General features: G+C 40.8%; 20 protein-coding genes. 16 read left to right on the top strand and 4 right to left on the bottom strand.

Going from position 1 to position 22,988, the window contains the following annotated elements:
* Positions 1 to 170 precede the first annotated feature (170 nt).
* From C5Z25_RS05465 to C5Z25_RS05405, 12 genes are all read left to right on the top strand, one after another.
* The gene (locus tag C5Z25_RS05465) at positions 171 to 416 is read left to right on the top strand and encodes a hypothetical protein (protein WP_105451711.1); all 246 of its coding nucleotides are present in this window, start codon (positions 171 to 173) and stop codon (positions 414 to 416) included.
* Positions 417 to 1,384: 968 nt separating this feature from the next.
* Positions 1,385 to 1,627 carry an HAD family hydrolase gene (locus C5Z25_RS05455; protein WP_158682914.1) on the top strand — a complete coding sequence of 81 codons (243 nt, stop codon included), beginning with the start codon at positions 1,385 to 1,387 and terminating at the stop codon, positions 1,625 to 1,627.
* On the top strand, positions 1,628 to 2,797 hold the full coding sequence (locus C5Z25_RS05450) for an MFS transporter (RefSeq protein ID WP_105451708.1): 1,170 nt from the start codon (positions 1,628 to 1,630) through the stop codon (positions 2,795 to 2,797).
* On the top strand, positions 2,787 to 3,056 hold the full coding sequence (locus tag C5Z25_RS05445; protein WP_105451707.1) for a hypothetical protein: 270 nt from the start codon (positions 2,787 to 2,789) through the stop codon (positions 3,054 to 3,056). Before C5Z25_RS05450 ends, C5Z25_RS05445 begins: the two co-directional genes overlap by 11 nt.
* A gap of 439 nt (positions 3,057 to 3,495) precedes the next feature.
* Positions 3,496 to 4,497, top strand: a complete 1,002-nt coding sequence (locus tag C5Z25_RS05440) for an NADP-dependent oxidoreductase (protein ID WP_105451706.1) — start codon at positions 3,496 to 3,498, stop codon at positions 4,495 to 4,497.
* Positions 4,498 to 4,539: 42 nt separating this feature from the next.
* Positions 4,540 to 5,079, top strand: a complete 540-nt coding sequence (locus C5Z25_RS05435) for a TetR/AcrR family transcriptional regulator (protein WP_105451705.1) — start codon at positions 4,540 to 4,542, stop codon at positions 5,077 to 5,079.
* Between the two features lie 158 nt (positions 5,080 to 5,237).
* The gene (locus tag C5Z25_RS05430; protein WP_158682912.1) at positions 5,238 to 6,038 is read left to right on the top strand and encodes an SDR family oxidoreductase; all 801 of its coding nucleotides are present in this window, start codon (positions 5,238 to 5,240) and stop codon (positions 6,036 to 6,038) included.
* A 199-nt stretch (positions 6,039 to 6,237) separates the two neighbouring features.
* Positions 6,238 to 6,702, top strand: a complete 465-nt coding sequence (gene tnpA, locus C5Z25_RS05425; RefSeq protein ID WP_105451703.1) for an IS200/IS605 family transposase — start codon at positions 6,238 to 6,240, stop codon at positions 6,700 to 6,702.
* A gap of 380 nt (positions 6,703 to 7,082) precedes the next feature.
* Positions 7,083 to 7,418 (top strand): hypothetical protein, encoded by a 336-nt coding sequence (locus tag C5Z25_RS05420; protein WP_105451702.1) that lies wholly within the window; start codon positions 7,083 to 7,085, stop codon positions 7,416 to 7,418.
* Positions 7,419 to 7,547: 129 nt separating this feature from the next.
* Positions 7,548 to 8,120 (top strand): NADPH-dependent F420 reductase, encoded by a 573-nt coding sequence (locus C5Z25_RS05415; RefSeq protein WP_105451701.1) that lies wholly within the window; start codon positions 7,548 to 7,550, stop codon positions 8,118 to 8,120.
* Between the two features lie 249 nt (positions 8,121 to 8,369).
* Positions 8,370 to 9,824 carry a catalase gene (locus C5Z25_RS05410; protein ID WP_105451700.1) on the top strand — a complete coding sequence of 485 codons (1,455 nt, stop codon included), beginning with the start codon at positions 8,370 to 8,372 and terminating at the stop codon, positions 9,822 to 9,824.
* A 196-nt stretch (positions 9,825 to 10,020) separates the two neighbouring features.
* On the top strand, positions 10,021 to 10,731 hold the full coding sequence (locus tag C5Z25_RS05405) for a class I SAM-dependent methyltransferase (RefSeq protein ID WP_105451699.1): 711 nt from the start codon (positions 10,021 to 10,023) through the stop codon (positions 10,729 to 10,731).
* 87 nt (positions 10,732 to 10,818) lie between these two features.
* Here the strand turns inward: C5Z25_RS05405 and C5Z25_RS05400 are convergent, their stop codons facing one another.
* From C5Z25_RS05400 to C5Z25_RS05385, 4 genes are all read right to left on the bottom strand, one after another.
* Positions 10,819 to 11,250: a universal stress protein gene (locus tag C5Z25_RS05400; protein ID WP_105451698.1), complete on the bottom strand. Its 432-nt coding sequence runs from the start codon at positions 11,248 to 11,250 to the stop codon at positions 10,819 to 10,821.
* A gap of 13 nt (positions 11,251 to 11,263) precedes the next feature.
* Complete coding sequence (locus C5Z25_RS05395; protein WP_105451697.1) at positions 11,264 to 12,856, bottom strand: Nramp family divalent metal transporter; 1,593 nt, start codon at positions 12,854 to 12,856, stop codon at positions 11,264 to 11,266.
* Positions 12,857 to 13,084: 228 nt separating this feature from the next.
* A complete protein-coding gene (locus C5Z25_RS05390; protein ID WP_158682910.1) occupies positions 13,085 to 16,951 on the bottom strand; it encodes a bacterial Ig-like domain-containing protein in 3,867 nt (1,288 codons plus the stop codon).
* Positions 16,872 to 19,679: a BspA family leucine-rich repeat surface protein gene (locus C5Z25_RS05385; protein ID WP_105451695.1), complete on the bottom strand. Its 2,808-nt coding sequence runs from the start codon at positions 19,677 to 19,679 to the stop codon at positions 16,872 to 16,874. The genes C5Z25_RS05390 and C5Z25_RS05385 overlap by 80 nt, the downstream gene beginning before the upstream one ends.
* Positions 19,680 to 20,201: 522 nt before the next feature.
* Between C5Z25_RS05385 and C5Z25_RS05380 the strand changes: the two genes are divergently transcribed.
* The 4 genes from C5Z25_RS05380 to C5Z25_RS05365 all read left to right on the top strand — a co-directional run bounded on the left by C5Z25_RS05380 (position 20,202) and on the right by C5Z25_RS05365 (position 22,953).
* Positions 20,202 to 20,912: a GntR family transcriptional regulator gene (locus C5Z25_RS05380; protein WP_105451694.1), complete on the top strand. Its 711-nt coding sequence runs from the start codon at positions 20,202 to 20,204 to the stop codon at positions 20,910 to 20,912.
* A gap of 71 nt (positions 20,913 to 20,983) precedes the next feature.
* On the top strand, positions 20,984 to 22,348 hold the full coding sequence (locus C5Z25_RS05375) for a PTS sugar transporter subunit IIC (protein ID WP_105449205.1): 1,365 nt from the start codon (positions 20,984 to 20,986) through the stop codon (positions 22,346 to 22,348).
* 7 nt (positions 22,349 to 22,355) lie between these two features.
* A complete protein-coding gene (locus C5Z25_RS05370; RefSeq protein ID WP_105449204.1) occupies positions 22,356 to 22,544 on the top strand; it encodes a hypothetical protein in 189 nt (62 codons plus the stop codon).
* The gene (locus C5Z25_RS05365) at positions 22,534 to 22,953 is read left to right on the top strand and encodes a DUF3284 domain-containing protein (RefSeq protein ID WP_105451693.1); all 420 of its coding nucleotides are present in this window, start codon (positions 22,534 to 22,536) and stop codon (positions 22,951 to 22,953) included. Before C5Z25_RS05370 ends, C5Z25_RS05365 begins: the two co-directional genes overlap by 11 nt.
* The last annotated feature ends 35 nt before the right edge of the window (positions 22,954 to 22,988 follow it).

The following is a 22,988-nucleotide window of genomic DNA, read 5'->3' as shown; positions in this document are numbered from 1 at the left end:
TTGAAATTAATTAAGTTAGATAGCCGACTTATCCCCGGAAGTTGTAAGACTCATGGGGATAAGTGGATAAAAATAATGATTAATGTGGAGAATTAACTTATCCACAAGTTAATAACTTTTGCGGCACAAGAGTTATACACAAAGAGAAATTGATTATGGGGGAAATAAGCATGAGTGAAACAGCAGCAAATGAGGTAACACAACGGGAAATGATTCGGTTGATTGGATTATTCCGCAAGAATGGTTTTAAGGGTGAATATGTTAGTTTCCAACACGTTACTGACGAAGGGGCTAGTTACTTTGTTGTGATGGCCGATGAAAACAATGGAACGCAGGGGTTGTTTAAGGCTGACTTGTTGAATGGTTCGATTGAATTCCAGTATATGCTGGATGAGAATCATGCCGTTGCTAAGTAAAAAGATTGACTTGAGCATAGAATTTAAATAAAAGAAGCATAACATGCCGGAATTTAAGCGTGTTATGCTTCTTTTTACATAGAAACGATGGTTTCATAATTAGTTTACCAGTTGATCACTCTGATGCCATAGCGTATCAGACGCTTGCGTAGCCATATGATGATTTTGAGGATTACTTAGTTGTGTCGCGGTCAATATACTTAGCGGTTAAGCCATCATATTTGTGCAAAGTGATCACTCTTAAAGCCTTATCATAGTTTTTAGCATTGCCTAAGCGCCCTAATACTGCCTCAAAAGCGTTCATACCGAGATTCGTGATAGCATTTATAATCAGATTATTTGCGCTATTAAAGTTGGTATTAGCCATAAGACTAGGATTGAATGCATTGACTGTGATGCGTTTGTCAGTTTCAGTGAGAAGTTTGTAGTCACAAAGAATATTGCATAACTTAGACATGGGGGAGCGATTCATCCCGGTATACCGTTGACTTAGGTCATCTGAACTAGAGTGGGTCAAAGGTCAATATTTTAAAAAGTAGGTTCGTACATTGGCAAGATGCGGGGGCGGTTGGTGTGTACCACTACTAAAAAAGTTATTTGGGCATTATCGACAATATGGCTACCTCGCTTTTTAAGCAGTTGTGTAGTTAGTTGCTGTGACAGTGTTATGGCTAGTGGTAATTTTAATTAATATTTGAATGTCATATTCATGTGGTGAGTTCTCATACCATCGACAAAGAAGAATAAAAAATCTAGGTCATCATTGGGAATCTTATTGGCTACTTCTACATCTACGCCTTCGGGGAGCATCCCTGAACGCTGTGATTTTCTTCAAGCCTAGTAACGAATATTTAGCTTTTTAACAAAGTTTACCAGAAAAGCACTCAACATTTACAGTAACACCAATACGATATTTACATCTTATGGATATATTCGTAATGCCGGTTAATAAAATTAGGAGTGATTGCATGAATAAACTGATTTCCGTAGACATTGATGAAACGTTAACACAAAGTAATGGAAAACCTTCTCCCAAAACTATATCCACAATTAAGAGTTTGATTAAATTAAAAAATACACTCGTTTTAAATTCTGGTCGAAATTTGACCAATGTAGCGCCCTTTTTAAAATACTTCACCCCGATAATTCATGGCAAACACTTTAACAGAAAACATGGTGAATCCGCTTATTATGGTCAATCGGAGAATTAGATGGATAAAAAAATTAAGTCAATATTAACACCAAGAGACAATCAAATTCCTTATATTGTTAGCATGGCTATAACTTTTTTTTGTTTCTATGGTTTTTCTTATTTAGTCTCAGTAGTTATGGTTAAAGAGACCAGGTCTCCTGATTTATTAGGTAAAGTTTTAACTTTGACCATGTTACCGGCAGCCGCGTTAAATTTATTAGCAGGTAGAGTTGTAAAATACCTTGGTGCAAAACTAGTCATGATAATAACGGATCTGCTAACCGGTATTCTGTTCATTATGACTTTTTTCTTAATGGAATTGTCTGTGGAAACAGTTGTTTTATTGGTTGTAGTATCAGTGCTGAATAAATCAATTGGCGTTTTCTACAAGCTAAGCAATAAAACAATTATTCCATTGTTATTTGTAGAAGACGAAATACTTCATATTAATAGTGTGCAAACACAAATAAGACAACTGGCGATTATAATATCATCTGTTTTAGTCACAGGATTGCTTGTGCTACTTAATCCTAAATTCATTATATTTATCATTGGAGCGTTATTTTTACTTTCGGTTGTATTTGATTTTCAACTACAACAAAAGATTCAAATTAAGAGTGAAGTGAGTCAGGATGATTCTGACTTTCAAGAGATTAAAGACAGTCAAAGAGGCTCAAATCTGTTATTTGCAGCATTGGGATGCTTTGTGGATTCCTTGGTTGTTGTGTTAATTCCGTGGCTGTCTCTTGTTGTGTTAAAAAGTAGCTGGATTCTCAGTATTCTGTTAATTTGTGAGGCCATCGGTATTTTACTTGCGCCGGTTTGTTTAAAGGTCCTACCGACAATTAGCCTGCATAAGTTAAGTTTGCTATTACCAGTGAGCTTACTGCTTCTATATCCCTATTTTCCGATAATGGCATGTGGCATGTTTAGTCTTGGATTGATTAGAGGCATGTTCAATATTCAGTTTTTCTCACAGATTCAACAAGAGGTAAGTTTAAGCAGGATGAGCCATACCATGGGAAATGTGCTGGCAATTACGGATGCCAGCACAGTCGTAGGGACATTAGGGGCGGCAAAATTGTCCTCTTGGTTTGGCCAGAGTGTATTTGTAACAATTGGTATAGTTTTAGAAATTTTCATTTTAATCATACTCTATTTAAGAAAAGGAAAAATAAATGACCGATAAATACGAATTTTGGTTTATCCCAGGTAGTCAGAAACTATACGGATCTGAACAATTAACTGAAGTACAAAATAACTGCAATGAGATAGTGACCACCTTAAATGCGGTATTACCATTTCCTGTTATTTTGAAAGATACTATCTTAGAGGCCAATCAATATACTGAGGTTATAAAAGAAGCGGATTTTGACGATAAGGTTGCTGGTGTTATTACTTGGATGCATACGTTTTCTCCAGCTAAAAACTTAGTCAGCGGTATCTAAAAAAATCAGTATGAGTGAGAGGATAGACGAGAAAAATGAAAATATGACTTTAAACTTTTTAAATGAGGAACACTAAAGGTAGATGGAAAATAGCTTCGAATCTTCAACAGTATAATGAGATATTACTTAGTCCCTATCCGCAATTGTGCGTGACAAATTATTATGTCTTTAGCGAAAAATGCTAAAGCTATTTACTCGTTCAGATATAGTAAAATGATGATAGTTCATAGCGAGTAATTCTTTGCTTGGTCGTTAAGTAAGTGTACTCGCTATGGGCTTTTTTTGTTCAATGATGTGTTGCACTTCAATTATAAATTCGTTATTAAAAAACATCAAATTTAAGTTACAACAATTTGCAATTGTAACTTAAACTTGGTACTATTTCTTTATCGATTAGGACAAACTCGTTTAAAAATAGGTTATCAATCGGAGGTATATTTTGAAAGCAGCTCAATTAGAAAAATACGCAAAAAATTATCAGTTGGTCGTTAATAATATTCCAATCCCGGCTATCAATGAAAATGAGGTGTTAGTAAGGGTTAAAGTTGCAGCGGTTAATCCTTTGGAAAATCTCATTGGATCCGGAAGCCTTAGGTTGTTGCAAAATTATTCATTGCCACAGACAATGGGGAATGAAATCACTGGAATTGTTGAAAAAATTGGGTCAAATGTTAGGGCAATCAATGTAGGTGATAAGGTATATTCTCGCCTACCGATGCAGACAATTGGCGGTTTTGCCGAGTACGTCGCCGTGGATGCTAACGCCATCAGTCTTTTGCCAGCTAATCTAGATTTTGTTTCTGGTGCGGCGGCTGCTTTAACCGGTTTAACCGCATATCAAGGCCTGCGTGAGGAACTGAAGGCTAAATCTGGTCAAACCGTGTTTATTCCCGGAGGGTCAGGTTCATTTGGTCAAATGGCAATCCCAATTGCAAAGAATATGGGGCTAACCGTTATCGTTAGTGGTAGCGCGGCAGCAAAAGAACGGACATTAGCGATTGGTGCAGATCAATATCTTGATTTTAAAAGAGAAAATTATTGGGAAGTGCTAAAAGACGTCGATTTTGTAATTGATACTCGGGGGCCTAATGAAATTGATCATGAATTGTCAATCATCAAACCGGGTGGCCGGTTATTGTCACTGATAGCGGGGCCGAATAAACGATTTGCAGTTGATCATCATCTTTCTTGGATGAAAAGAATGCTATTTGGTTTTGCTGGTAGAAAATTCGATAAGCAGGCTGCTGAGAAAGACGTTGAGTACCATTTCATATTTGTCCGGAGTAGTGGTACGCAGTTAGCAGCGCTCACCAAAATTATTGAAGCTAACCGTATTATTCCGGCCATTGATGCCACTGAATTTCACATTGAAGATATTAACGAAGCAATCAAATTAGTCACTAGTGGTCATCCCAAGGGCAAGGTTGTTATCAAGTTTTGAGCTTTGATAAATTTGTTATCAATTAGAAGTGAGGTTGATAATATGCGAAAAGTCAGCGATGAATTAATCCTGCAAACGGCAGAATGGTTGGCTGAGCGGGATAGCAATGTGACCTTGGCTACCATCGGCCAGAAATTAGGCGTTAGTCACGCTGCCCTTTACCGTTATTTTAAAAATAAGGACGAACTTTGGACGGCAGTGATGCAGCGGTGGTTCAAACGTGAAATTCTGGAAAAGATAACTTTAGCTAAAAGTTACCCGATGGCTAAAATGGCGTTGAAGGATTGGCTGCAGCAATTTTCCGCCTACAAAAAGACACTGTATACTGAAAATTCATGTTTGGCCCAGCGCAATATCCAGTACATTGATAACCGGATCCCGAGCCTTCAGGTGGTCTTGCAGCCGGCGTATGCTGAAATTAATCGGTTGATGGATTATCCGCCAGGGCAGTATGCTAAGGCCGAAGCGATTTTAGCAGTGTTTACTGTCTTCTTATTGCCAGACTTTAAAGAGACTTGGGATTATCCTGACTATAAGGAGCGGTTTGAGACATTCTGGCAGTTGATTGAACCAGGGTTATAGCGTAGGTACAATCGACTACTTTCAAATCGACTCATTGGAACGTGGTTTAGAAGCTTTTTTGAAATCAATTTAATACCCGCTTCATTAGGTGTTCGACTCGATTTGGGTATTGATTTTTAGTAATGTTACTATCCGGTACAGCACACACAGGAGAACTTATGAAATTAGAAAACCAGACCATTTTAGTAACCGGTGCCACTTCAGGCATTGGATTGGCATTTGCAACCCGCTTACTTGCGATGAATAATCAGGTCATCATTGCTGGCCACTCAGCCGCAAATTTAGCGGATACCTTGGCGAGCCACCCTGGTATGAAGGGTGTCGTCGTTGATATGGGTAACCCCGACGATGTTGAACGGATGGTCAGAGACCTTTCCCGTGATTACCCGGACTTATCCATCGTGCTTAACTCCGCAGGCATAATGCGACAATTTGATTTGTTTGACCAATCGATTTCCTTAACGGATCTGACTGCAGAGGTACAAACCAACCTCAAAGGGACAATCTTCTTGACGAAAGCCATCCTGCCCCTGCTAAATCGCCAACCCGAAGCCATGATTGTCAACATGAGTTCAGTGCTCTCACTTATGTCTGGGGCTGACTCACCCGTTCACTCGGCCTCTAAAGCTGGGATTCATATGTACACGGATGCGCTTAGAGAACAGGTGCGAGCTCATCACGCCAATATTTACGTATTAGAAATGATTCCATCTTTGGTTAGTGGGACCAAAGTGATTGGTCAATATGGCAACACACTGTCATCACGAATGATTCGTACCACCTTGGATAAGGTTGTAAACGCTGGAATCAAAGGAATGGAAAGAAACCGATCACACGTTGACGTCGGGTTCACCAAGCTATTGCGTCAATTCATGAAAGTGATGCCAAACCAGATTACCCATATTTGGGGCCAATCCACCTTGAAAATTTTTCTTGACCGGCGAGCGAACCAGAAATAACGGTACTGTCTTCTGAGGAGCGTGACGTAAGTAAATTTTATTATGCCTTTAGGCCTAGTTGAGCGCGCTAAAGCGTGCGAAACAAAAAACCACCCGCTATGCGGGCGGATGGCAAAATGGTTAAACCAAAACGCCCCCCATCAGATTTAGAATGTAGGTGTCAGAGCCAAACATTCAAAATCGAAAGGGGACGTCAGAAATGGCGAATAAGCTAAATAGTCTTGCGCATACCAAATGGCTGTGCAAGTACCATATTGTATTCACTCCAAAGTATAGGAGAAAAATAATTTATAATCAATATCGACGTGATTTGCAAGAAGATATTCGATTACTATGCCAATACAAAGGCGTAAAAATTTTGGAAGGCCATATGATGCCGGACCATGTGCATTTATTGGTAAGTATCCCACCGAAGCTGAGTGTATCAAGTTTCATGGGGTATTTGAAAGGTAAATCGGCATTGATGATGTTTGATCAGCATGCAAATTTAAAATATAAATTTGGAAATCGACATTTCTGGTCAGTTGGTTATTATGTCAGCACAGTTGGATTGAATGAGGCAACCATCAAGAAGTATATCCGTGATCAGGAGAAACATGATCAGGCGGAGGATCGCTTGAGCGTTCGGGAATATGAGGACCCTTTTAAGGGTCACGGTAAGTAATACTAACACCGCTTAAAGCGGTGGCAAAAGTGACAAGAGCAGTTTGGTTTTGATACACAAAAGCCAGCGCCTTGAGACGATGGCAAGTACATAGGGCTTATAGCCCTGGAGAAAACTACCCGTTTTACGGGTAGTTATGATTAACTTTTCGCTAAAACGAAAATCTCTGACGTTCTATCAGGCGATGTTGATGAGGAAAAGTGGGCGCAATTCATCTATGAGTTGCGCCTTTTTTTTACAAAAATGGTGTCGATGGATTTTTCCAGTAACACCATCATAGAGCTGATAAAATGATCATAAATGCCGGTATGTTTTATGAAGGTAGTCGGTGCATGTGCTATGATAATTGAGAAGTAAACTAATAGGGTGGTCGTTTAAAGATGGAATCCGATTTACAAAAACAATTATCAGCGTTATCAATGTATGAACGGGCAATTTTGATGTTCTGTTTGCGGGCTTATTTTAGTAGTGGTAACTATACGAATAAGCTGCCATTAGGTGAAATGTTACCAGATGTCGCTGCTATCTTTGACGTTAACCCAAGCGTTAACGTCTTCATCAAGTTAAGTGAGTTGCAGATGGGTACCAGCGCAGATCCGCAGACTTCGGTAAACGTTTTTGATGCAATGACTTATGATAAGGGTCAGCGTCAATTAGTGACTGTGTTAAATAAGCAAGCGGATTTAAAAACATTGTTAAAAATCGTTGATCACTAATTTAGATGGATTGATTTGATTTTTCAGTTAGTTTGCTAAATAAGTAAGCTAATTAGTTGACCTGCGCAGTTAAAAACCGTATGTTGAGATTAATCTTAAAATAAATTAATTTATCAGGAGGTTTGTCAGATGGCAAAGGTAACGATGATTGGTAAGGGCAATATGGGGCAAGCGATTGGCGATGTCTTTAAGCAGGGTGGCAACCAAGTGACGTATTTGGGTCATGATGATGCGGTCACTGACTTAGGCGATATCGTGGTTTTGGCGGTACCATATCCAGCAGCAATTAGTATTGCAAAAGCGAACCAAGCGGCTTTAGCGCATAAAGTGGTGGTTGATATTACGAATCCCTTGAATTATGAGACTTGGGATGAATTAGTCGTGCCAGCAGATGGTTCGGCTGCTGCTGAAATTGCCGCTTTATTGCCAGCATCACAAGTGGTAAAAGCCTTCAATACGACCTTTGCAGCGACTTTACAAAGTCGTAAAGTCGGCACTGCTACCACCACGGTATTGGCAGCTAGTGATTCTGACACCGCCAAGCAACAATTAGCTACCGCTTTAACGGATAGTGGCGTGGTTTTTGTTGACGCAGGTTCACTTAAACGTGCCCGTGAAATGGAAAGTATCGGCTTTTTGCAAATGACACTTGCAGCCAATGAAAAGATTGGTTGGACCGGTGGTTTTGGTTTAATGAAGTAGTTGTGAATTTATAATAAAAGTTAAGTGACCGCTAGAATTGGGTTAAAAACCAATTTTAGCGGTCTTTTTGTGCTAAATTAATCGCAATAATCAAGATTAAAAGTGATAGTGTCAGTTAAGCCAGTTGTATTATTGATTTTGTTAAATATAATTACAAACTTTGTAAGTCACTAAAGTAGGGTTTTTACGAGTAGTTTTGTATATTGTAGGAGTAGTCATTATTAGGTATTAAGTTTAGGGGGAATTATTTTGGGGAAGAAATTAACAAATGCAGCTGGTCAAGCGTGGAGCGATAATGAGCATTCATTAACTGCGGGGGTACGAGGACCGGTTCTAATTCAAGACTATAATTTATTAGAAAAATTGGCCCATTTTGATCGTGAACGGATTCCAGAACGGGTTGTCCATGCTAAAGGTGCGGGTGCCAAAGGTTACTTTGAGTTAACCAAAGACATGCATGCCTATACCAAGGCTAAAATTTTTACGGAGGTTGGAAAAAAAGTGCCGATGTTGGCGCGTTTTTCACAGGTAGCGGGAGAAAGTGGATACGCTGATACGGTGCGCGATGTGCGTGGCTATGCGTTGAGATTCTATACGGATGAAGGCAATTATGATATTGTCGGTAACAACACGCCAGTCTTTTTCATTAATGATCCGTTGAAATTTCCAGATTTTATTCATTCTCAAAAACGTGACCCTAAGACTCATGAACGTTCACAAGATATGCAATGGGACTTTTGGGCGCACTCGCCAGAATCCGTGCACCAAGTCACCATTTTAATGGGAGACCGTGGGCTTCCAGCCTCTTATCGGGAAATGAACGGCTATGGCTCGCATACTTATAAATGGGTGAATGATCAGGGTGAAGCTTACTGGGTCAAATACCACTTTATTACCAAGCAAGGTATTAAGAATTTGAGTAATGAAGTAGCGGCTAAAGTGGCTGGTGAAAATCCTGATTTTCTGCAGGCCGATTTATTTAATGCAATTGAACAAAAAAATTATCCAAGTTGGGATGTCTGTGTTCAGGTTCTGCCATATGAAGCCGGGCTTAATTATAAATATGATATTTTTGATGTGACTCAAGTGGTCTCTAAAAAAGATTATCCACTCATTAAAATTGGAACCTATACCTTAAATGCCAATCCTGAGAATTACTTTGAAGGTGTTGAAGAAGCGGCTTTTTCACCAGCTAACATGGTGCCAGGGATTGAACCGTCACTTGATAAACTCTTACAAGGACGCCTTTTTGCCTACAAAGACGCGGCGCGTTATCGCTTAGGTGCAAACTATGAACAACTCCCTGTCAATCGGCCCAAGCATCAGCCTGCCAATTATGAACGTGATGGGTTTATGCAAACGGCGAATGATGGTGATGCGGTCAACTATGAACCAAATAGTAAAGATGGTCCGGTAGAGGATCCAGCTGGTCGGATTAAACCGTATGCAGTTAGCGGTGAAGCCGGGCACTATGCGTACAATACTGACTATGGTCTCCCTGCTGGCAAGCTCTTCCGGCTAATGGCTAAAAATGAACAAGCCCGGTTGGTTGAGACGATTGTGACAAACCTGGGCCAAGTTAAGGATCGGCAGGTCAAGGTTTTGGAAGCAGCCCAATTTTATGAAGCTGACCATATCTATGGCGAATTAGTTGCTAAAGGATTGGGAATTGACGTTGATGAAATTAAAGCTTATCCATTTTAAGCGTTCAGTTTTAAGAACTTGTCATTAAAAGTTGTACTCATAATAATGGGTTCAATTAACTAGATTTTTCAGGCGTCGTCTTTTAATAGATGACGCCTTTTTGTTGGTCCGATGTTAAGCGTAAGCCCCCATTGAATGTGCTAATCTAATTATGATATGATAATTTTGATTAGGATTCATAATTAGGGGGTGCAATATGAAGGATGTTAGACGTTATGGGATTGAGACACCTTGGTTACCAGTGATGTCTTTTTTTGCAATAATTTTTTGGGGTGCTTATGATTATTTTAATTGGGGAACTGTTAATGCCGCAATTGATATTTTCATAGGGTTGTTGATATTAGTAGAGAATGTTTTCTTCTGGTACACTGCAATTCGGGGGAAATATGTGATTTATGACCAGTTAGTTCAGCAAATTCCCTTGGATTCTGCAGGACAAGTTTTAGATTTGGGTTGTGGTCAGGGGGCTTTGTTAGCCCGAATCGCTAAGCAATTAACGAATGCGAGCCACGTAACTGGGATTGATTCGTGGCATCGGGGTACGCCAGCGGCAACGCAAAAAAATCTTGATGAGTTAGGGGTCGCAGATCGGACCACCTTAGTGATTGGGAAATTAACGACATTACCATTTGAAACCAACCAGTTCGATGTGATTGTAAGTGGTTTTGCCTTGCATAAAATTAAAAACAATCAACAACGCGAACAAGCTGTGCATGAAGCGATTCGGGTCTTAAAGCCGGGGGGCCAATTGCTAATTGTGGATACTGATTATCGGGCAACCCAGTATCGAGATGTTTTTCGAAGTGAAAATGTTCAGATTGCTGAATCTAAGCTACTAGGTATCAACGGCTGGTGGGCAGGCCCGTTTAAGATGAGCTACCTGGTGCGTGGTGTTAAAGCGAAATAACTAAATCAAAAAAGAAACCTTGTGGATAAGTTAGTTATCCACAAGGTTTCTTTTTAATTGAGCTGAGTTATCCACAGAGATGTTAGCTTATCGAATAACTAATACTGAAATTGGTGAATACTTTGCCATGTAAGCAGCTTGGCTACCAAAATGACGAGCAAGGCCTTTCTTAGCTTCGGAACCGATAATTAAAATATCAGGTTTGACCTGCGGAATGACCTTCTTAACAATCGTTTCACCAGGTTCGCCTTCAGCGATTAACGTGCTAACGAGATCTACCCCGGCAGCCTGAGCTTGTTGTTTGTATTTTAGCAGGTGTTGTTCTAATGCCGAACGTTCACCGTGAACGAAATCCTTGTTTAATGCTTCGTAAACGTTCATATCGTTATTTTCAAGAATTGAAACAATGACTAATTCAGCGCTGGTTGCTTTTGCACGTTGAATCGCATAGTCAAAAGCAAGCATGGCATCGGCAGAATCATCAACACCGACCAAAATTCGTTTAAATTTAGCTTCCATATTATTCACCCACTTAGTTTTTAATCTTATCAGTAGTGTCTAACGCTAACTTAGCGGCATAGGCTTTATTACCACGATGTAAATCATAGGTAGCCCAGACCAGCAAAGCTAGAATAGCGGCAATTAAAATGTAAGAAATCATTGTAGCGACATCTTGAGCACCAGCCGAAGGGTTGTCACCGAAGAAAGCTAGAATTGCATCTGGTAAACCGATTAAGTTTAAGAAGGTTAGGCCAATAACGGATAACCAGCCGAATAATTTGACCCAAATGGCATTCTTAAACCGATCACCCATTTCAGAACGACTGTCTGTCAGCATTAATAACGGTAGCATCGAGAATGGGAGCGCAAAGGCTAAGAAGACCTGCGAATTATTCATAAGCGTATTCAAGGCAGTATGCTCGGCAATGGCACTCTTACCACTCGTCATTAAGACACAGATGATGACAGGAATTACTGAGATTAACCGAGTAACTAAACGCCGTAACCAGAGTGGCATCCGCATGTGCACGAAGCCTTCCATGATAACTTGCCCAGTTAAGGTCCCCGTAATGGTTGCATTTTGACCGGAAGCTAACAAGGCAACTGCAAATAGAACGGATAAAACGCCGGATTTAGCAACACCGATTAAAACGGGGTTACTCAACATGGCAGTGTTGGATAACGCATCAAAGAGCCCGAAGAATGAGGGGTCTTTAACTGCGCCAGTTTTGAAAACAGCCACACCCATGATGAGTAACAATGAGTTAACGACAAATGCAAATGACAACTGAATATTGGAATCCCAAGTTGTAAATCTAATGGTTTGAGCAACCGCATTTTCATTTTTGTGATCAACTTTTCGTGTCTGTGAAATGGCGGAATGTAAATATAAATTATGCGGCATGACGGTGGCCCCGATAATTCCTAAGGCCCCAGATAAGGGGGTCATACCACCAACGGCGTGACTAGTTGAAAAAGTGTCGGTCGTTGGAATTAAGCCCTTCAAAACGCCACCCCAATCAGGATTGGAGAGGGCCACTTGATAAGCAAATACCAACAAAATAACTAAAATCAAACAAACGACGATAGCTTCAATTTTTCGGAAGCCAATTTTCGTTAATAATAGCAATAATAAGACATCAAATACGGTAATAAAGACCGCAATGATTAATGGAATATGAAATAACAAATATAAGGCAATCGCAGCCCCAATAACTTCGGCGATATCGGTCGCCATAATGGCTAATTCGGTTAAAATCCAAAGGACAATTCCTAATGCTTTGCTGGTTCGAGCGCGGATTGCTTGCGCCAAATCCATCTGACTCACGATTCCAAGTTTAGCTGCCATGTATTGTAATAACATCGCAATCAAACTTGACATCAAGATGACAGACATAAGTAGATATTGGAAATTTTGTCCACCGGTAATTGAAGTTGACCAGTTGCCGGGATCCATGTAACCAACCGCAACTAATGCACCAGGACCTGAATACGCAAATAACATTTTCCAAAATCCTAGATTTTTTGGTACTTCGATGGTGCCATTAATTTCTTCGAGCGATGGGCCATTCGCATATTCAATTAGCTTATGCTTTTGGCCATTCCCCTTATTTTCTTCACTCACTTAAAAACTCCACCTTTCTAGTGACAATAAATATGACCAGTTGCAATTATACAATAAAAAATTTGAAATAGAAATGTTTTTTAGGTACGCCTACAAATTAAAATAACGATTAATATACTATAAACGCTGCAACGAGTAGGAAAAATGGATGGTAAAAAAGTTTGGTACGACTAAATAAAAAAGCTTTCCGAATTGAAAATTCAATTCAGAAAGCTTTATAGGTTGAAATTAATCTTGACGCTTGTTTTTAGATCTTCTGAAACCTGAAAGTAATCCCGTTAAGGCTAATAAGATAGTTCCAAATACCACGGCTGCCGAATGTGTTGATTCATCGGTTTGCGGTAGCGTTGGTTGAGTTGCTTGTCCATGAGCCGATTTAGGTTTAACTGTAAGTTTAAGTGTCGCTTGCTGTAGTTGACCATTTTTAGCCGTGAACTGATAAGTGATTTGATAAGTGCCGGCAGTTTTCACATGCGTTACCGGTTGTCCGTCTTTAGTCATCGTGACGTTGATCTTATCAAAGCTAACATTTGATCCATCCGAGTCAGTCGCATCGCCAAAACCATCTTCGACATGCCAAGTATCATCAACTGAAATATCAGTATCTGGTTTTACAATGAGATCAGCTTGGTCATCTTTAGCTGTAATGGTAACGATACTCTGAGCAGTCTGGCGCTGGCCTTGTTGATCAATAAAGTAATAGGTGACCAAGTAAGTGCCAGCTTTCGAAGTATCGATAGCGGCGACGAGCTGATTAGTTGATCGATTCTTAATCGTGACAGTTAATTGTTGGAAGGCAACATTAGTGCCATCCGTATTTTTAGCTGTAATTAAGTTATCTACTGGGTGCCAAGTTTTGCCGGTTGTTAAGTTAGTTGTGGGCTTAACTTTAAGCTGACTTTGACTAGCTGTAACCGTGACCGTACTGGTTTTAGTTTGCCGGTTACCAAGTGTATCGATAAAGTAATAAGTGACTTGATAGGTGCCGGCAGTGGTGATGCCGGTTACGGCTTTGCCATTCTTGGTATAAGTTACGGTTACGTTGGCAAAAGCCACAGTTGAACCGTCAACGTTAGTTGCTGATTTAAAGTTGTTTTTGGCAGACCAGTTATCACCAGCAACGATGGTTTCGGTAGCCGCTTTTAGATTTAAAACAGCTGCATTGGTTACCGTCACAGTACTAGTGGCTTGTTGTAAGCGACCTTGTCGATCCGTGAAGCGATAGGTGACTACGTACGTACCAGCAATTTTTGGATTAAGGCTGGCGACAGGTTTTCCGTCTTTAGTGTAGGTAATCGTCATATCGTTAATGTTCAAGTTAGTACCATCGACGTCCGTCGCACTAATGAAATTCGTTTGTGCGGACCAGTTATCACCTGCAACAATGGTTGTGGCTGGTTTTACGACGAGCTTAACTTGATTAGCAGCCACTGTGACAGTGCTAGTCTTTGTTTGGACGATACCAAGTGAATCTGTAAAGCGATAAGTGACTTGATAGGTCCCGGCAGTCGTAATGCCAGTGACGCTTTGCCCGTTCTTCATATAGGTCACCGTGATGGATGGAAAATCAACGGCGGTGCCATCAACATTAGTTGCGGTATTGAAATTCGTTTCCGCTGACCATTTATCACCCGCAACGATGGTTTCGGTGGTGTTAGTTAATTGTAAACCAGCGTCATTGGTGACCGTTAAAGTACTCTTAGCCTGTTGCAAATGGCCCTGTTGATCCGTGAAGCTATAGGTGATCACATAAGTGCCAGCGACGTTAGGGTCTAAGTGAGCGACTGGCTGTCCATTTTTAGTATAGGTTACAGTTAAGTCTTTTAAAGTGATGTCGGTGCCATCAACATCTGTAGCAAAGCCGAAGTTATCCTGTGCGGACCAGGTTGAGCCAGCGACAATTGTGCTTCCAGGCCGAGCCACGATGTTAACTTGATTCCGAGCTACTGTGACGGTACTGGTCTTAGATTGAATGTTCCCAAGTGCGTCAGTAAAGCTGTAGGTGACTTTATAGGTGCCGGCAGTGGTAATTCCAGCAACGTTTTGGCCATCTTTTTGATAAGTGACGGTGACGTTAGAGAAATTAACGCTAGCACCGTCAACATTAGTTGCGGCGGCAAAGTTAGTCTCTGCCGACCACTTATCGCCAGCGATGATGTTTTCAGTCGGATTCTTTAAGGTTAATCCGGCATCATTAGTGACAATAATCGTGCTGGAAGCACTTTGGCGATTGCCTTGTTGGTCAATGAAACTATAGGTAACTACGTAAGTGCCAGCTGATTTGGTATCAAGTTGATCGACTGATTGCCCATTTTTGGTATAGGTAATCTGCATTCCAGCAACCGTCAATTTAGTTCCGTCAGTATCAGTTGCCGACGCAAAGTTATCGGCCGGTTTCCAAGTTGATCCAGCAACAATTGAAGAATCGGGTTTGGTGGTAATGTTAACTTGATTTTTAGCGACAGTCACCGTACTGGTCTTAGATTGAGTCTTGCCGAGTGAGTCAGTAAAGCTGTAAGTAACTTTATAGGTGCCGGCAGTGGTAATGCCATCAACAGCTTGCCCATCTTTAGTATAAGTGACAGTGATGTCTTTGAAATTAACGGTTGAGCCGTCAACATTAGTGGCTGAAGCAAAATTTGTTTCCGCTGACCAGTTATCACCAGCAATGATAGTTTCAGTGTTGCTAGTTAAGGTTAGGTCAGCATCGTTAGTTACTGTCACTGTACTGGTTTTAGATTGAAGATTGCCAAGTGAGTCAGTAAAGCTGTAAGTGACATAATAGGTGCCGGCAGTGGTAATGCCATTAACAGCTTGGCCGTCTTTTTTATAAGTGACAGTGATGTCTTTGAAATCAACGGTTGAACCGTCAACGTTAGTGGCCGAAGCGACATTCGTTTCAGCGGACCAGTTATCACCAGCAACGATAGTTTCGGTTGGATTCTTTAAAGTTAATCCAGCATCATTAGTGACAATAATTGTGCTAGAAGCACTTTGGTGATTGCCTTGTTGGTCAATGAAACTATAGGTAACTACGTAAGTGCCAGCTGATTTGGTATCAAGTTGATCGACTGGTTGACCATCTTTGGTATAGGTAATCTGCATGTCTGAAACAGTTAAAACTGAACCATCAGTATCAGATGCTGATACAAGGTTATCAGCCGGATTCCAAGTTGATCCAGCAACGATGGAAGAGTCTGGTTTCGCAACAATGCTGACTTTATTTTCATCGACAGTCACAGTACTGGTTATAGATTGAGGATTGCCGAGTGAGTCATTAAAACTATAGGTGACGTAATAGATTCCGGCAGTGGTAATTCCATTAACAGTTTGGCCATCTTTTTGATAAGCGACAGTGATGTCTTTGAAATCAACAGTTGAACCGTCAACGTTAGTGGCCGAACCAAAGTTCGTTTCAGCGGACCAGTTATCGCCAGCAATGATAGTTTCAGTTGGATTTTTGACACTGATGGCAGCATCGTTAGTGATGGTCAGCGTACTGGTGGCGCTTTGACGGTTTCCTTGACTGTCAGTAAACCAGTAAGTAATCGTATAAACGCCAGCAATCGTAGTGTCAAGCGTAGTGCTTGTTTGACCATCTTTGGTATAGGTAACCTGCATATCTGAAACAGTTAAAACCGAACCATCGGTATCAGTTGCTGATACAAAGTTGTCAGCCGGATTCCAAGTTGATCCAGCGACGATGGAAGCATCTGGTTTCGCAACAATGCTGACTTTATTTTCATTGACAGTCACAGTACTGGTTATCTCTTGTGTCTTGCCAAGTGAGTCAGAAAAGCTGTAAGTGACTTCATAGGAACCGGCGGTGGTAATCCCACTAACATCTTTGCCGTCTTTTTGATAAGTGACAGTGATGTCTTTGAAAGCAACACTTGAACCGTCAACATTAGTGGCCGAACCAAAGTTCGTTTCAGCGGACCAATTATCGCCAGCAATGATAGTTTCAGTTGGATTCTTTAAAGTTAATCCAGCATCGTTAGTGACAATAATTGTGCTAGAAGCGCTTTTGTATGTTCCCTTGTTGGTCAATGAAACTATAGGTAACGACGTAAGTTCCAGCTGCTTTGGTATCAAGTTGATTGACTGGTTGACCATCTTTGGTATAGGTAACCTGCATGTCTGAAACAGTTAAAACTGAACCATCAGTATTAGTTGCTGATGCAAAGTTATCAGCTGGCTCCCAAGTTGATCCAGCAACGATGGAATTATCTGGCTTTGCAACAATGCTGACTTTATTTTCAGCAACGGTTACCGTAATGGTTTTAGATTGAGTCTTGCCGAGTGAGTCATTAAAACTATAGGTGACTACATAGGTGCCGGCGGTGGTAATGCCCTCAACAGGTTGCTCATCTTTTTGATAAATGACAGTGATGTCTTTGAAATTAACGGTTGAACCGTCAACGTTAGTAGCTGATTTAAAGTGTTTTTCCGCCGACCAGTTATCGCCAGCGATGATAGTTTCGGTATTGCTAGTTAAGGCTATGTCAGCATAGCTAATTAGCCAAGAATAAGTGCCAGGAGCACTGCCATCGTAATTTTTCATTAAATCATCAGATGACTGATAAGTCGTGTAGTCACCATCTTTGATCCAGTTACCAGTATAGGGCTTGGTGGTCGTGACAAGTGGCAAGTTAACGCTACCGGTACTATTGGTTAATCTTACATTAGCACCTAAAACTAAGGTATTAAGATTAGTAGTTTTGACTAGCATGTCAACAATGTTAGTCGTATCAGATATTGTAAAGTTAGCAATATTGAGTGATTGTAGATGAGTAGCATTACTAAACATACCAGACATATTAGTTACATTGCTAGTATCCCAGTTAGCAATGTTGAGTGATGTTAGAGAGGTGTTCTGAAAAAACATGTTGCTCATGTTAGTTACACTACTAGTATTCCAATTGCCTATCGATAAGGATATGATTTTTGTCATTTTGCTAAACATGCTAGACATATCGGTAACATTGCTAGTGTTCCAATTTTCAATTCCAAGAATGTTGGTTACACCACTACGATAGAATGTATTAGACATATTAGTAACATTAGTTGTATTCCAATTTGAAAGGTTTAGGCTGGTAAGACCACTTGTTAGGTAGAACATATAAGACATATCAGTAACTTTTGATGTGTCCCACTTTGAAACGTCAAGCGTAGTTAGGGCAGTAGTACTTTTAAACATATAAGACATATCAGTAACTTTTGATGTGTCCCATTTTGAAACATCAAGGGTAGTTAAGCTAGTCGCAGTATTGAACATATTAGACATAGTAGTGACATTGGCAGTATCCCATTGACCAATGCCTGTAATGTTGGCTACACCACTTTGGTAGAACATGTAAGACATGTTAATGACTTGACTAGTATTCCAACCTGAAAGATCTAGATTTGTCAGGTTAGTTGTGCCATAGAATACAGCAAGCATTGTAGTAGTACTGTCAGTGTTCCATTTCGAAACATCTAGGGTGGTTACAGAGCTAACGTTGCGGAATAAGTAGTTCATGGACTTTACTTTGCTAGTGTTCCATTTCGAAACATCTAAACTGGTTAAGCTTGAATTATCTTGAAAAAGATCAGACATGTCAGTGACGTTGCTCGTATCCCAATTGGAAACATCAATTGATACTAAGGCGCTATCTTTGAAAAACATGCCGCTCATAGTGGTGACGGAGCTAACATCAAGGTTGGAGCCATTTTCAAAGGTAGTTAAATTCGTCATATTTGAGAAGAGTCCTACCGAGTTAGCGTTAGCAGTTACGGTCCCATTAATGATAACTTTTTTGACTAGCGTGACATCAAAATATTGAGACCATAAATTGTTGGTAACATTCGTTGACGCATCCAATCCACCTTCATTAATCGTTAAAACGCCATCGGAATCAAGAGTCCAACTAGCACCGGCGTTAAAAGTTCCTGAATAATCAATCGTAGTTGCTTTAGTTGTGGCATTGCTTTTTAAGGCCTTCGCTTGAGTAGGTAAGGTTTTTGTATCGGAAGTTACAGCACTGTCACTAATTGCTGTGTCAGTAGCTGCAGATGCAGCAGTACTGGTACTTGCGGATGCATCGGCACTGTCGACGTTAGCTGTGACGGTACTATCAGTCGTTTCTGTCGTTGTATTAGTTGTGGAATCAACACTTTCGGTAGCAGTACTATCCGAGCTGGCATCGACCGCTACACTGTCACTGGTCGCCTCGGAAGAAGCGGCGCTAGCGGTACTTTCTGCACTAGTTGTGGTTGATGAATCAGCACTGGTCGCCTCGGAAGAAGCGACACTAGCGGTACTTTCTGCACTAGTTGTGATTGATGAATCAGCACTGGTCGCCTCAGAAGAAGCGGTACTAGCAGAAGTCTCTGTATTAGTTACCGTCGATGAAGCGGCACTAGCTGCCTCAGAAGTAGTGGTGCTATCAGTAGTTGATGTGCTTGTGTTTTTAGAAGTAGCAGCGTCTGCGGTTGAAGTAGTTGTAGGTTGAGACTCAGCAGTCGTTGAACTACTGGTAGTCACACTGGTTGCGGTACTTGCGCTAGTCGTGGTGGCACTAGCAGTGCTCGTCGTTGCTGCGGTACTGGTTGCTGAAGTAGCCGCACTACTTGCAAGCACGGCGGTCTTAGCATTAGTATCGTTAGCGGTACTTGTGATGCTAGTACTGTCTTCACTGGCAGCGTTAGTTGTTGCAGTGTTATCTGCTTGGACGGATAATGTCTCAGCTTGCCATGATAGAACGGCGATTCCGGCAATAATCCAGAAACGGCCTTTTTTATACATCTTATAATGAATTTTCTGATCTGCAGGTTTAGACATCCTAAGATTCCCCTTTATTTTTAAAACATACTATTAAGTGCCTTAACGGTATCACTTAAACTGACAAACGAAGTTTCGATTGAAATAGATAAAATTAAAAAAATAGTAATGGATTAATATGAAAACAGTTCATGTGTTTAATAGTAATAGTGTAACAAAAAAAACAAGGTTTTAGGGGGTATTTTGAAATAAATTATCGTCATAACTAGTAATTAAACGAAAGAATGCCTAATTATTAGGGTTCTTGAAATTAGATAGGACAAATTGCAAATTAAGTGAACGAGGTTAACTGATTAAATTAGATGGATTAATAATTAAGTTATGAGTAATTATTTTAAATTTTATCGCTTAAATCAACTGGTCGATATGCTTAAACCGTTACTAGTCCTACTATCAACTTGGTTAAAAATTCTTTGGTATAAACTCCCGTATAATGAAGCGCTTTCAAAAGAAATGTGCTATGCTACTTGTAGGCACAAGTTATATAGGCGCCTACTAATCAAAAGAAAGGAGGTCCGGTCTATGTATCGAGCAATTGCGCAGGATATTATCAAGTCGATTATGAGTGATGAGTATGCAACCAAGCTGCCCACGGAAAAGACGCTAATGGCCCGCTTCAATGTTAGCCGCAATACCATTCGTAAAGCGATTGATGTGGTGTTTCGTCATGGACTGCTACGGCGAGTGCAAGGAAGTGGCAATTTCATTATTAAACCACCTGAGAATTCGACGACAGTCTTGAACTTATCAATTGGTTTTGATCAATCATCTATGGTAGCCGGTGGGCCGCTAACATCTAAAGTCGTGACTTTTGATAAAGTTGAAGCTAATCAGCGTTTGGCTCAACAAGGCAATATCACGGTTGGAACCGAACTGTACCGAGTGATTCGATTACGATATCTCAAAGACGAACTTTATGATTTAGAAGAATCGTATTTTCCAAGAACGGTGGTCCCATTCATGTCGGCTGATAGTGTCCAACATTCAATCTTTGTTTTTTTACGGGAAGCTTATGGTATTACTGGGAGTACGACCGAAAATTATGTTCATCAAGTCCGATTGGATGCGGAACGGGCCGCATTGCTCGAACAACCAGTTGGTGATAAAACGATGCGCTTGGATGGAATTAACTATTTAACGGATGGCACGGTATTCAACTTTTCGAGCACATTCTTCGTTTATCAAGATTTAGAGTTGTACTATCATACGGAAAATATCGATCTGCAAGACTAAGTCGGGGTTGTATCAGGGGGGATACTGAGACAACTGACCGCTATTAATTCATAACCTTTGGAGGGTGTATTATGAACGCATTTATCGAATGGCTCAATAAACACTTAGTACCAATTGCAGCAAAAATCAGTGCAGTGCGCTGGTTAGTTGCTTTACGTGACGCATTTATTGCAATTATGCCGGCTATGATGGCCGGGTCAATCGCCACTGTTTTGAACGCTTTAGTGCGCGATATTCCAACCAAATTTGGCTGGATGGGTTTTGTTAACGCAATGCAATGGTTAATTGGTATCAACGCGATGGTTTGGACTGGGACTTTAGCAATTTTAGGCCTAATCTTTGCTTTCACTTTCGGGTATCAATTAGCGGTTCAATATAAAGTTGAACCAATTACCGGTGGGATTGTGACGTTAGGGACTTTTATTATGAGTTTGCCACAAAACTTTACCGGGACGTTGACGAAGAGTTTAAGCGCTGGCGCAACGAAGATTTTAACGGACTCCGGGATGGCAGTTTCTGGTAAACAGGTGACTGCTTGGGGTTACTTTAACTTCAATACTTACTTTGGGTCGTATGGTTTCTTTACTGTCATGATTTTAGGGGCCATTGCCAGCACTTGTTACATCTATTTAATGAAAAAACACATCACAATTAAGATGCCGGATTCAGTGCCACCTGCAGTTGCGAATGCCTTTACTGGGATTATTCCTGCGGCAGCAGCTTTCTATGTTGTCGGGATTATCAACTGGTTATTCAGTAATTTCGGACAAACCACAGTTATCGAATGGATTGCCAAAGTCATTCAGGAACCATTATTGAACATGAGCCAAGGTTATGGCGCCGTCTTACTGATGACGTTATTAGTTCAAGTTTTCTGGTTCTTTGGGATTCATGGTTCCAATGTGTTGGCACCAATTTTAGATGGTATTTGGTTGACGGCGCAATTGGCAAATGTTAACGCTTTCCAAGCACACAAAACGTTACCATATCTTTGGACTCGGAACTGTTTTGACTTATATGCTTGGATTGGTGGGGCCGGCTCGACCTTACTATTATTAGTTGCAATTTTGATCTTTAGTAAACGTGATGACCAACGTTCTGTGGCTAAATTGGCGATTGGACCGGGATTATTCAACATTAATGAACCCGTCATGTTTGGATTACCAATTGTGTTAGACCCAATCTACTTTATTCCATTTATCTTAGCCCCAGTTGTAACCGTATCCATTGCTTATGCCGCAATCACTGCTGGCTGGGTCGCACCAATTACTAATAATATTGTTTGGTCCATGCCACCAATTATGAATGCCTTGGTTGCCACCATGGACTGGCGGTCAGTGGTCTTACAAGTGATGAATGCGTTAATTGCGTTTGCAATTTACATTCCATTTGTTAAGGCAGCGAACCGCATTCAACCAACCACGATTGGAGATTAATTAACTCATGAAAAGCTTAAAGCAGGGTTTACTCATTGGAATGAATCTATGCTTATTGGCAGTGGTGCTCAGTCCGATGGCTGGCAGTATTGGCCAATGGGTAACGCTAGGACTAGGATTAGTTGGCTGTGGCGCGTTGTTTATGGTTTATCGCCATGTTGGTCGGCTTGAAAGGAGCCAACGACATGCAAATTAAATTAACGTTGCAAGCGCCGGTTGATTATATTTATCAACAATTAATTGGTTCTGCCGAAGCTGATATTTATCAACAAACCGGTCGGCCGGCATCTAAACAAAGCCTCCAGGGTTATCGATATGCTAAAAAATGGGCGAATGGGATGCAAGGGCATCTCACCATTACGCATGCTGAACCAGGCGTCCATTATGGCTATGAATTGGAGACATCAAGAGATCATTACGGGGTTGATTATCAGTTCACCACGACGGCGACGAACGAAACGGTCTTGGACTATGCGGAAACTTTCTTCGGGAAAGATAAGAAGACGCAAGCCAATAATCGGATTGGTGTCATGCTAATGGGTTGGTTCCGTAAACGGCGCTTTAAGAAAATGATGAGTCAAATGGCAGCAACGTATTACCAATAAAAAAGTGTGGGACAACCTGATTTTGGGGTGCCCGT

The organism is Lactobacillus sp. CBA3605, from assembly GCF_002970915.1.
GTDB lineage: Bacteria > Bacillota > Bacilli > Lactobacillales > Lactobacillaceae > Lactiplantibacillus.
The sequence above is the reverse complement of the archived record's forward strand: the minus strand, read 5'-3'. Positions and strand labels throughout refer to the sequence as shown.